This window comes from Roseateles toxinivorans (assembly GCF_004362525.1).
In the GTDB taxonomy this organism is placed as follows: domain Bacteria; phylum Pseudomonadota; class Gammaproteobacteria; order Burkholderiales; family Burkholderiaceae_C; genus Paucibacter; species Paucibacter toxinivorans.
This window is the reverse complement of the sequence record NZ_SNXS01000011.1, coordinates 25888-37420: the sequence shown is the minus strand read 5'-3', so window position 1 is coordinate 37420 and position 11533 is coordinate 25888. Positions and strand designations below refer to the sequence as shown.

At 65.1% G+C, this 11533-nt stretch carries 11 protein-coding genes; 7 read left to right on the top strand and 4 right to left on the bottom strand.

The annotated features are described in order from the left end of the window. Both glpK and DES47_RS24820 read right to left on the bottom strand, forming a co-directional pair. Nucleotides 1-1494 (bottom strand): glycerol kinase GlpK, encoded by a 1494-nt coding sequence (glpK, locus tag DES47_RS24825; protein ID WP_133703470.1) that lies wholly within the window; start codon nt 1492-1494, stop codon nt 1-3. Nucleotides 1495-1591: 97 nt separating this feature from the next. Continuing rightward, complete coding sequence (locus DES47_RS24820) at nt 1592-2356, bottom strand: DeoR/GlpR family DNA-binding transcription regulator (RefSeq protein WP_133703469.1); 765 nt, start codon at nt 2354-2356, stop codon at nt 1592-1594. 183 nt (nt 2357-2539) lie between these two features. Here DES47_RS24820 and glpD point away from each other — a divergent pair, with 183 nt between their 5' ends. From glpD to DES47_RS24785, 7 genes are all read left to right on the top strand, one after another. Next, nucleotides 2540-4114, top strand: coding sequence for a glycerol-3-phosphate dehydrogenase (gene glpD, locus DES47_RS24815; RefSeq protein WP_208115111.1), 1575 nt, complete (start codon nt 2540-2542; stop codon nt 4112-4114). Nucleotides 4115-4133: 19 nt separating this feature from the next. Continuing rightward, nucleotides 4134-5207, top strand: a complete 1074-nt coding sequence (locus DES47_RS24810; protein ID WP_133703468.1) for an ABC transporter ATP-binding protein — start codon at nt 4134-4136, stop codon at nt 5205-5207. Then, complete coding sequence (locus tag DES47_RS24805) at nt 5207-6283, top strand: ABC transporter ATP-binding protein (protein WP_133703467.1); 1077 nt, start codon at nt 5207-5209, stop codon at nt 6281-6283. The genes DES47_RS24810 and DES47_RS24805 overlap by 1 nt, the downstream gene beginning before the upstream one ends. Before the next feature lie 91 nt (nt 6284-6374). Beyond that, complete coding sequence (locus DES47_RS24800; RefSeq protein ID WP_133703466.1) at nt 6375-7265, top strand: carbohydrate ABC transporter permease; 891 nt, start codon at nt 6375-6377, stop codon at nt 7263-7265. After that, a complete protein-coding gene (locus DES47_RS24795) occupies nt 7258-8070 on the top strand; it encodes a carbohydrate ABC transporter permease (RefSeq protein WP_133703465.1) in 813 nt (270 codons plus the stop codon). The genes DES47_RS24800 and DES47_RS24795 overlap by 8 nt, the downstream gene beginning before the upstream one ends. 59 nt (nt 8071-8129) lie before the next feature. Next, nucleotides 8130-8438: a DUF2160 domain-containing protein gene (locus DES47_RS24790; protein WP_133703464.1), complete on the top strand. Its 309-nt coding sequence runs from the start codon at nt 8130-8132 to the stop codon at nt 8436-8438. Between the two features lie 94 nt (nt 8439-8532). Further along, complete coding sequence (locus tag DES47_RS24785; RefSeq protein ID WP_133703463.1) at nt 8533-10263, top strand: ABC transporter substrate-binding protein; 1731 nt, start codon at nt 8533-8535, stop codon at nt 10261-10263. A gap of 91 nt (nt 10264-10354) precedes the next feature. On the opposite strand, the gene DES47_RS24780 is transcribed toward DES47_RS24785, so the two are convergent. Beyond that, nucleotides 10355-11005, bottom strand: coding sequence for a DUF642 domain-containing protein (locus DES47_RS24780; RefSeq protein ID WP_166652158.1), 651 nt, complete (start codon nt 11003-11005; stop codon nt 10355-10357). Nucleotides 11006-11109: 104 nt separating this feature from the next. Next, nucleotides 11110-11508, bottom strand: a complete 399-nt coding sequence (locus DES47_RS24775) for a PPC domain-containing DNA-binding protein (RefSeq protein WP_133703461.1) — start codon at nt 11506-11508, stop codon at nt 11110-11112. Nucleotides 11509-11533: the final 25 nt, after the last annotated feature.

Below are 11533 nucleotides of genomic sequence, written 5' to 3'. Positions count from 1 at the left end.
TCAGGTTGCCGTGGTCTGCCGCACGGCGCGCTCCCACTGCGCCATCAGCTCCTGCGCGCGCTCGCGCGGCATCGTCGGGTGGAACACCCGCTCGGCCTGCCAGTGGCGGCTCAGCTCGTCCAGATTGCCGTACAGCCCGGTCGACAGGCCGGCCAGATAGGCCGCGCCCAGCGCGGTGGTCTCTATCACCTTGGGTCGCACCACCGGAATGCCCAGCAGATCAGCCTGGAACTGCATCAGCAGGTTGTTGACGCAGGCGCCGCCATCGACGCGCAGCTCAGATACCGGTGCGCCGCCGGCCGCCACCGCATCACGGCTCATCGCCAGCAACAGGGCTGCGCTCTGGAAGGCGATCGATTCCAGCGCGGCGCGAGCAATGTGGGCGACGGTGGAGCCGCGGGTCAGGCCGACGATTGTTCCGCGCGCCTCGGCATTCCAGTAGGGCGCGCCCAGGCCGGTGAAGGCCGGCACGAACATCACGCCGCCGGCATCGGGCACGCTTTCGGCCAGGCCCTGCACCTCGCCGCTGCCCTTGATCGCTTGAAGACCATCGCGCAGCCACTGCACGACGGCGCCGCCGATGAAGACGCTGCCCTCCAGCGCGAACTCGGGCGTGCGCGAGGCCTGCGCCGCGCTGGTGGTGATCAACCCATTGCCCGAGCTCTGGAACTGCGCGCCGGTGTGCATCAGCATGAAGCAGCCGGTGCCATAGGTGTTCTTGGCCATGCCGGCCTTGAAGCAGGCCTGGCCGAACAGGGCCGATTGCTGGTCGCCGGCAATGCCGCCTATCTCGATCTCGCCGCCCAGATGCTCGGCGGCCACGCGGCCGAAGTCGTGGGCGGATGGGTGGACTGCGGGCAGCACCTCGGGCGGAATGTCCAGCGCCTGCAGCAGCTCGGCATCCCATTCGTTGCTGTGCACATTGAACAGCATCGTGCGCGAGGCATTGCTGACATCGGTGGCATGGACCTGGCCATTCGTCAGCTGCCAGACCAGCCAGGAGTCGATCGTGCCGAAGGCCAGCTCGCCGCGCGCCGCCTGCTCGCGGGCGCCGGCCACGTTGTCGAGAATCCACTTGAGCTTGGTGCCGGAGAAATAGGCGTCGATGACGAGGCCGGTCTTGCGCTGCACCACCGGGGTCAGGCCCTGTTCGCGCAGCGCCGCGCAGGTGGGCTCGGCGCGGCGGTCCTGCCAGACGATTGCCGAATAGATGGGCAGGCCGGTCTTGCGACTCCACACCACAGTGGTTTCGCGCTGGTTGGTGATGCCCAGGGCGTGGATATCGCCGGCCTTCAGCCCGGCCTTGGTCAGCACCTCGCGCGCCGTGGCCAGCTGGCTGTGCCAGATTTCCGTCGCGTCGTGCTCGACCCAGCCCGGCTGCGGGAAGATCTGGCGGAACTCGCGTTGCGCCATCGCGACGATATGGCCTTGGGCGTCGAACACGATGGAGCGGGAGCTGGACGTGCCTTGGTCGAGGGCGAGGAGATAGGTCATCAGGGTCTCCGTGGGCGGTTCTTGTGGCGGTATGGCCCCGGATTGCATCCGGGCTACGGGTCAGTTGTAGCCCGGATGCAATCCGGGAGCGATCCGTTCAATCGGCAACGACCAGCTCCACCCCTGCATCATTGAGCAGGGCAGGGAAGGGCTCCGGCGGCGCCTCGTCGGTGATCAAGAGGTCCAGCTGTTGCAGCTGCGCCACCTCGGCCATGGCCGGGCGGTTGAATTTGCTGTGGTCGGCGGCCAGCCAGACCTGGCGCGAGTGTTCGATGATGGCGCGGGCCACCATCACCTCGCGGTAGTCGAAGTCGCGCAGGGTGCCGTCGGCCTCTATGCCCGAGATGCCGACCAGGCCGATGTCCACCTTGAACTGGCGGATGAAGTCCACCGCCGCCTCGCCAACCACGCCGCGGTCGCGGGCGCGCACCGTGCCACCCACCATCACCAGCTCGCAATCGGTGTTGTCGCTGAGGATGGTGGCCACATTCAGGTTGTTGGTGATGACGCGCAGGCCCTTGTGGTGCAGCAGCTCGCGGGCCACCGCCTCGGTGGTCGTGCCCAGGTTCAGGAACAGCGAGCTGCCGGCCGGAATGCGCGCCGCGATCGCCTTGGCGATGCGCGCCTTGCCATCGGCCTGCAGCGCCTGACGCTGGCGATAGGCAATGTTCTCGGTGGTGCTGGACGGCACGCGCACACCGCCGTGAAAGCGCGCCACCAGGCCGGCCTCGGCCATGCGCTGCACATCGCGGCGCACCGTCTGCAGGGTCACGCCGAACTTCTCGGCCAGCGCCTCGACGCTGACCGAACCGCGGGCGCGTACCTCCTGCAGCAGGTCGTTCTGACGGGGATTGGGAATCATGGAACGAGAGTGTAGGGGGCCGCGGAGCGGGGCCGGACGCACCGTTTTGGTTTGTTGGCTAGCCTAAAGCGAACCGAAACGAATCACATCGAGGGAAAACCCTGCGATAAAACGAACCAAAAGGAGTTAAAAAGAAAAAAGAAGAACACAATAGCGAACCAAAATTCGCTACGGAGACAGCCCTTGAGTGCCCAACTCGACCCACAGCCCACCGCGCCCGATGCCTACGACGTGCTTGTCGTCGGCGGCGGCATCAATGGCGCAGGCATCGCCCGTGACATGGCCGGCCGGGGCTGGAAGGTCTTGCTGGTCGAGCGCGACGACCTGGCCTCGCACACCTCGTCGTCCTCGACCAAGCTGATACACGGCGGGCTGCGCTATCTCGAGTACTACGAGTTCTCGCTGGTGCGCAAGGCCTTGCAGGAGCGCGAGGTGCTGCTGAAGAGCGCACCCCACATCATGTGGCCGCTGCGTTTCGTGATGCCCCATGACGCGGCGATGCGCCCGGCCTGGATGATCCGCATCGGCCTGTTCATGTACGACCATCTGGCCCGCCGCGAGGTGCTGCCGGGCTCCAATGGCGTCGATCTGCGCAGCAGCCCGCTGGGCGCGCCGCTGAAGTCGCAATACACACGGGGCTTTGTCTATTCCGATGGCTGGGTGGACGACGCCCGCCTGGTGCTGCTGAACGCGCTGGACGCGCAACGCCATGGCGCGACCATACTGACGCGCACCGCCTGCGTCGAGGCGCAGCGCGATGCCGAGGGCTGGACGGCCACCTTGCAGAATGCTCAGGGAAACAAGAGAACCGTCCGTGCCCGAGCGCTGGTCAATGCCGCCGGCCCCTGGGCCGAGTCATTCCTGCGCGGCGTGGCGCGGCCGGCGCGAGGCGAGACACTGGCCACCAAGAGCCTGCGCCTGGTCAAGGGCAGCCACATCATCGTCAAGCGCGCCTTCGAGCATGACCACGCCTACATCTTCCAGAACCCCGACAAGCGCATCATCTTCGCGATCCCCTACGAGCGCGACTTCACGCTGATAGGCACCACCGACGTCGAGCTGCAGGGCGACCCCGGCGTGGCGCGCATTGCCGCCGACGAGCAGGCGTACTTGTGCGAGCAGGCCTCGCGCTACTTCAAGCAGCCGATCAGCAATGACGATGTGGTTTGGAGCTATGCCGGCGTGCGCCCGCTGCTGGACGATGCCTCGGGCGATCCGTCGGCGGTGACCCGCGACTATCTGCTCGAGCCGCAGCGCGACGGCGCGCCGCTACTGAGCGTCTGGGGCGGCAAGATCACCACCTTCCGCAAGCTGGCCGAAGACGCCGCCGATCTGCTCGGTGACATGCTGGGCCAGCGCCGCGCGGCCTGGACACAGGGTGCGTTTCTGCCCGGCGGCGACCTGTCCGGTTGGATCGGCGCGGCGCAGCGGCCTGACACCGACTTCGAGCGCTTTGTGGCCGCCGTCCAAACGCGCCATCCCTGGCTGCCGGCCGATGTGGCGCGCCGGTGGGCACGGGCCTATGGCTCGCGCATCGACCATCTGATCGCCGCATCCCAGTCGCTTGCCGATCTTGGGCAAGAGGTGGCCCCGGGCCTGTACGAAATCGAGCTGCACTATCTGCAGCGCGAGGAATGGGTGAGCAGCGCCGACGATGTGTTGTGGCGTCGCTCCAAGCTGGGCCTGCACTACACGGAAGCCCAGCGCGAGGCCGTGAGGCAATGGATGACCCTATCAAACCAAGGAGCGGCCGCGTGACGCGTTCGAAGCAGCAGCCATGCATCTGAATCTGCAAGGCATCAGCAAAAAGGTCGGCCCCGCCACCTGGCTGTACGACATGAGCCTGGAGCCCGTGCCCGGCGCGGTGACCGTGCTGCTGGGCGCGACCCAGGCCGGCAAGACCAGCCTGATGCGCATCATGGCCGGACTGGATGTGCCCAGCCATGGCACGGTCAGTGTCGATGGCGTCGATGTCACCGGCATGCCGGTGCGCGAGCGCAATGTGGCCATGGTCTATCAGCAGTTCATCAACTACCCGGCGATGACGGTGGCCGACAACATTGCCTCGCCGATGAAGCTGCGCGGCGACAAGAACGTTGCCGCCCGCGTGCAGGAGCTGGCCGCCAAGCTGCATATCGAGATGTTTCTGCAGCGCCTGCCGGCCGAGCTGTCCGGCGGCCAGCAGCAGCGCGTGGCCCTGGCCCGCGCGCTGGCCAAGGGCGCGCCGCTGATGTTGCTGGACGAGCCCTTGGTCAACCTCGACTACAAGCTGCGCGAGGAATTGCGCGAGGAGCTGACGCAGCTGTTCGCCGCCAGCGACTCGACCGTGATCTACGCCACCACCGAGCCGGGCGAGGCTCTGCTGCTGGGCGGCTACACGGCGGTGATGGACGCCGGCGAGCTGCTGCAGTACGGGCCGACGGCCGAGGTCTTCCACTTCCCGAAATCGCTGCGCGTGGCGCGGGCCTTCAGCGACCCGCCGATGAATCTGCTCGCGGCCACCCGTCAGAACGAGGGCCTGCGCCTGAAGTCCGGCGCGGTCTTGAATATCGATGTGCCGACGGCCGGTTCGCAAGCACTGACCCTGGGCGTGCGTGCCAGCGCGCTACGCCTGACCGCAGCGCCGGGCGACATGGCACTTGACGGCCATGTCGAGTTGGCCGAGATATCCGGCTCCGATACCTTCGTCCACCTGTCCACCGCGGTGGGCGAAGTGGTGGCTCAACTGACCGGCGTGCACTTCTTTGACCTTGGCGCGGCGCTGACCCTGCACCTGAATCCGGCGCAGGTCTATGTGTTCGATGCCCAGGGCGATCTGCTCCTGGCACCGAAGAAGGGAGGGCAGCGCTGATGGCACGCATTGATCTGGACCTGGCCCATGCCTATGGGCCCAACCCGAAGGAAGACAGCGACTACGCCTTGCTGCCGCTGAAGATGACGTTTGCCGATGGCGGTGCCTATGCGCTGCTGGGCCCCTCGGGCTGCGGCAAGACGACGATGCTCAACATCATGTCGGGCCTGCTGCAGCCCTCGCATGGCACGGTGAAGTTCGACGGGGTTGATGTCACCGCTTCGTCACCGCAGGCGCGCAATATCGCCCAGGTGTTCCAGTTCCCGGTGATCTACGACACGATGACGGTGGCCGAGAATCTCGCCTTCCCGCTGCGCAATCGCAAGGTGCCGGAGGCACAGATCAAGCAGCGCGTCGGCGTGATTGCCGAGATGCTGGAGATGAGTGGCCAGCTGGACCAGCGCGCCGCCAACCTCAGCGCCGACGCCAAGCAGAAGATCAGCCTGGGGCGCGGCCTGGTGCGCTCCGATGTCTCGGCCGTGCTGTTCGACGAGCCGCTGACGGTGATTGATCCGCACCTGAAATGGCAGCTGCGCCGCAAGCTCAAGCAGATCCACCACGAGCTGAAGCTGACTTTGATCTACGTCACCCATGACCAGGTCGAGGCGCTGACCTTCGCCGACCAGGTGGTGGTGATGACTCGCGGCCGCGCCGTCCAGGTGGGCAGCGCCGAGGCGCTGTTCGAGCGGCCGCAGCACACCTTCGTCGGCCACTTCATCGGCTCGCCGGGCATGAACTTCCTGCCCGTCATCGCCAAGAACGGCCAGCTGCAGATTGCCGGTCAATTCCTGGCCCTGGACAAGGGCCTGCATCTGCCGGAGGGCGATCTGAAGCTGGGCGTGCGCCCCGAGTATGTGGCGCTGACCGCCGCCGGGGCGCCGGGTTCGTTGCCGGTGCAGGTGACCCAGGTGCAGGACATCGGCACCTATGTGCTGGTGACGGCCCGCATCGGTGAACAGGTGCTGAAGGCGCGGCTGGCGCCCGATCAGGCCCAGCCCAAGGCCGGCGAGCAGGCCTGGTTCCAGGTGCTGGGCACGCACAGCTGCTTTTACAAGAATGAGGAGTTGCTGGCATGAGCACGATTGCGAGCCCGACGCCGGGCCGCCCCAAGGCGGGCGAGATCCCCTCGGGGGATCGGATGCGGTACGCCGCAGACGAGGGGCAGACATGACTACCAAGCCGGTCAACCAGAAGGCGTGGTGGTTGATTCTGCCGGTGTTTCTTTGCGTGGCCTTCTCGGCCATCCTGCCCTTGATGACCGTCGTCAACTACTCGGTGCAGGACATCATCTCGCCCGAGCGCCGCGTCTTCGTCGGCACCGAATGGTTTGCCGCTGTGATGCGCGACCAGGACCTGCATGAGGCGCTGTGGCGGCAGATGGTGTTCTCCTGCTCGGTGCTGGCGGTGGAGATTCCGCTGGGCGTCATGCTGGCGCTGTCCATGCCCGCCCAGGGCTGGAAGGCCTCGGTCGTGCTGGTGATCGTGGCGCTGTCGCTGTTGATCCCATGGAACGTGGTGGGCACGATCTGGCAGATCTTCGGCCGCGCCGACATCGGCCTGATGGGGGCCACCCTGCAAAAGCTGGGCTTCGACTACAGCTACACCGGCAATGCGCTGCATGCCTGGCTGACCGTGCTGTTGATGGACGTCTGGCACTGGACGCCGCTGGTGGCGCTGCTGGGCTACGCCGGCTTGCGCTCGATACCCGATGCCTACTACCAGGCGGCTCGCATCGACGGCGCGTCGAAATTCGCCGTGTTCCGCTACATCCAACTGCCCAAGATGCGCGGCGTGCTGATGATTGCCGTGCTCCTGCGTTTCATGGACAGCTTCATGATCTACACCGAGCCCTTTGTGCTGACCGGCGGCGGGCCCGGCAATGCGACGACCTTTCTGTCGCAGTACCTGACGCAAAAGGCGGTCGGCCAGTTCGACCTAGGCCCGGCCGCAGCCTTCTCGCTGATCTACTTCCTGATCATTCTGTTGCTGTGCTTCATGCTCTACAACTGGATGCAGGCGGTGGGCACGGCCGACAAGACGGAGGCCAGCCATGGTTAAGCAGCCCTTCCAAAAGCGGACGATCTTTCTGTTCTGCTACATCGTCTTCGCACTGTTGCCCATCTACTGGATGGTGAACATGAGCTTCAAGACGAATGCGGAGATCCTGTCCAGCTTCTCGTTCTTCCCGCAGCACTTCACCTGGGACAACTACAAGACCATCTTCACCGATGCCTCCTGGTACTCGGGCTATCTGAACAGCCTGACCTATGTGGCCATCAACTGTGTGATCTCCATCACCGTGGCCCTGCCGGCGGCCTATGCCTTCTCGCGCTATTCATTCCTGGGCGACAAGCATGTGTTCTTCTGGCTGCTGACGAACCGGATGACGCCGCCGGCCGTCTTCCTCTTGCCCTTCTTCCAGCTCTATTCGACCCTGGGGCTGATGGACACGCATATCGCCGTGGCCCTGGCCCATCTGCTGTTCAATGTGCCGCTGGCGGTGTGGATTCTGGAAGGTTTCATGAGCGGCATTCCGCGTGAGATCGACGAGACGGCGTATATCGACGGCTACTCCTTCCCGCGCTTCTTCCTGACCATCTTCCTGCCACTGATCAAGGCCGGGGTTGGCGTGGCGGTCTTCTTCTGCTTCATGTTCTCGTGGGTGGAGTTGCTGCTGGCCCGCACCCTGACCAGCGTCAATGCCAAGCCCATCGTGGCGACGATGACGCGCACGGTCTCGGCCTCGGGCATGGACTGGGCAACGCTTGCAGCCGCTGGGGTGCTGACGATTGTTCCCGGTGCGATCGTGATCTGGTTCGTCCGGCATTACATCGCCAAGGGCTTTGCGATGGGGCGTGTCTGAAGACTTTGTGGGACAGACCTTGCGCAGCAAGCTCTGTCCTCAACTGATTGGAGGTATTTGTGTTTGACTGGATGGTTTGGACGACACCGGTCGCCGTGTTCTTCAGCTGCATCGTGCTGATGCTGATTGGCATGACGGTGTGGGAAATCAAGTCGCCGACGACGATGCGCAAGGGCTTTCTGCCCATGCAGACGACGCGCGGTGACCGGCTCTTTGTGGGGCTGCTGACGGCGGCCTATATCAATCTGATCTTCATTGGCCTGGCCGGCAAGTTCATGGCTTGGTTCGGGCTGGAGCAGGAGCCCAGCATCTGGATCAGCTTCGTGCTGTCGATGTTTGCCCTGGCCTTCGTGATGCGACGCGGATAAATACAAAAGGAATCCGGCCCGGTGCTTCCCCGGGGCCGTGGAATCCTCGCTGCACCCGGGGGAAGCGCATGACAGACAACAGGAGACGAGACACATGAAGATGCACTACACAGCACTGGCCCTGGCGGCCGCGTGCGCGGTGGCGGGCCATGCATGGGCCGGCGAGGCGGAAGCCAAGAAGTGGGTGGACAGCGAGTTCCAGCCCTCGACCCTGACCAAGGACCAGCAGATCGCCGAGATGAAGTGGTTCATCGAGGCGGCCAAGAAGCTGCAGGCCAAGGGCGTGAAGGAGATCTCGGTCGTGTCCGAGACCATCACCACGCACGAGTACGAGAGCAAGACGCTGGCCAAGGCCTTCACCGAGATCACCGGTATCAAGGTCAAGCACGACCTGATCCAGGAAGGCGACGTGGTCGAGAAGCTGCAGACCTCGATGCAGTCGGGCAAGTCCATCTATGACGGCTGGATCAGCGACTCCGACCTGATCGGCACGCACTACCGCTACGGCAAGATCATGAACCTGACCGACTATATGGCCGGCGCAGGCAAGGAGTGGACCAATCCCGGGCTGGACATCAAGGACTTCATCGGCACCAGCTTCACCACGGCGCCGGACGGCAAGCTCTACCAGCTGCCCGACCAGCAGTTCGCCAATCTGTACTGGTTCCGTGCCGATCTGTTCGCCCGCGAGGACCTGAAGACCAAGTTCAAGGCCAAGTACGGCTATGACCTGGGCGTGCCGCTGAACTGGAGCGCCTATGAAGACATCGCCGCCTTCTTCAGCGAAGACGTCAAGACGATTGACGGCAAGCCGATCTATGGCCATATGGACTACGGCAAGAAGGACCCGAGCCTGGGCTGGCGTTTCACCGATGCCTGGTTGTCGATGGCCGGCACCGCCGACATCGGCATCCCCAACGGCATGCCGGTCGATGAATGGGGCATTCGCGTCGCGGCCGACAAGTGCACGCCGGTCGGCGCCTCGGTCAGCCGCGGCGGCGCGACCAACTCGCCGGCGGCCGTCTATGCGCTGACCAAGTATGTGGACTGGATGAAGAAGTACGCACCGAAGGAAGCCTCGGGCATGACCTTCGGCGAGGCCGGCCCGGTACCCGCCCAGGGCCAGATCGCGCAGCAGATCTTCTGGTACACCGCCTTCACCGCCGACATGACCAAGGCCGGCCTGCCGGTCGTCAATGCCGACGGCACACCGAAGTGGCGCATGGCCCCCGGCCCCAACGGCCCGTACTGGAAGCAGGGCATGCAGAACGGCTACCAGGACGTGGGCTCCTGGACCTTCTTCAAGGACCATGACGCCAACAAGGTGGCCGCGGCCTGGCTCTACGCCCAGTTCGTCACCGCCAAGACGACCTCGCTGAAGAAGACCATCGTCGGCCTGACGCCGATCCGCGAGTCCGACATCCGCTCCAAGGCGATGACGGACATGGCGCCCAAGCTGGGCGGCCTGGTCGAGTTCTATCGCAGCCCGGCCCGTGTGGCCTGGACGCCCACCGGCACCAACGTTCCCGACTATCCGAAGCTGGCCCAGCTGTGGTGGAAGAACGTGGCCCAGGCCGTCACCGGCGAGAAGACGCCCCAGGGCGCGATGGACACTCTGGCCGAGGAAATGGACCAGGTGATGAGCCGCCTGGAGCGCGCCGGCATGGCGCAATGCCCGCCCAAGCTGAACAAGAAGGAAGACGCCAAGAAGTGGCTCTCCGACAAGGGCGCGCCCTGGGCCAAGCTGGCGAATGAAAAGCCCAAGGGCGAGACGATCGCCTATGACAAGCTGCTCAATGCCTGGAAGGATGGCAAGGTGCGCTGAACCGCTTTCAGCCGCCTTCGACCGTCTGAACGTACAACGGCCGCATTGCCCCCAGGGCAGTGCGGCCGTTTGCCTTGTCGGACCTTGGTGTTCAGCCGCGGCGGCGCTTGGCGAAGCCAATCAGGCCCAGGCCAACCAGCATCAGTGCATAGGTGCCGGGCTCGGGCACGGCGGTGACGGTGATCGCGTCGATGAAGGGGCCTGCCGCCGAATAGGTGAACGAGGTGCTCTGGAAGCCCAGCGTGCTGCTGGCGCCCACCGCCTGCGCCAGGAAGGAATGGGCCTCCCAGCGGTTGTTGCTCCATTTGTCGCCCACCTGGTGCAGGTAGCTGGCGCTGTCGGCCACGCCACCATTCCACAGCGCGTTCAAGGTCTTGCTGCCGCCGCTGGTGCTGCCATTGGGCCCGGCATTGCCGGATATGTAGTAGTCGATCCGGTACCACTGGCCGGCGACGGTATCGAAGCTCTGGCTGATGCGGCCGGGGCCCTGGGTGCCGTTCAGGTCCACAAACCAGTCGCCGTCCTGGGCCGGGCCGACGACATCGCCACTGCTGGCATAGCCAGCCTTCACATACTCGATATTGGCCAGGCTGACGGTCCAGCTATTAGCCGTGTTGCCGCTGTTCACCGACTGGATGAAGCCGGCGGCGCCGGACTCCAGGCTGCCGTTGGTCAGCGGTGCGGCCTGTGCCGAGGCGGCGAGGCTGAGCGCCAGGATGAGGGCGAGGCGAGTGGGCTTCATGGGGGTCTCCTGACGCAGTGGGTGAGCGATAGGCTCGGCAAACCCCATCCTAAGAACTGCGTGCCGGGCCGGTAACCCCGCAAACAGGGGGCTCACTTCGGATATCAATCACGCGGGCCGATTCGCAACTCGGCATAGCCGGTGGCGGCATCGAACTCGCGTGCGAACTGCCAGCTCGGCAGCAGCGCCAGCAAGACCTCGGCCGTCGTGCGTACCTTGCATCCTGCCGTCACATGCCCACCGACCACACGGCCGGTGGCATCTGCCACGCTCATATGCAGGTGCACGCCGTCGGGCGACAGGCTGCCGGCCAGGGTCAGGATTTCGACCTCGCCGTCAATCGCGAGGAAGTCATCGGCACCGGCCAGCCGCAAGCGCGTCTGCGACAGGCTGCCTATGCCGGACAACACAAAGGCCGCCTGGCAACCCTGGGCCTGCAGCACGCGCTGCAGCGCGGCGCGCAGATCGTCACCGGGGAGCAGGCGCAGGGGTAGAGGTTTCATGGGGAGAGCCTAGCGGAAGTCTGGG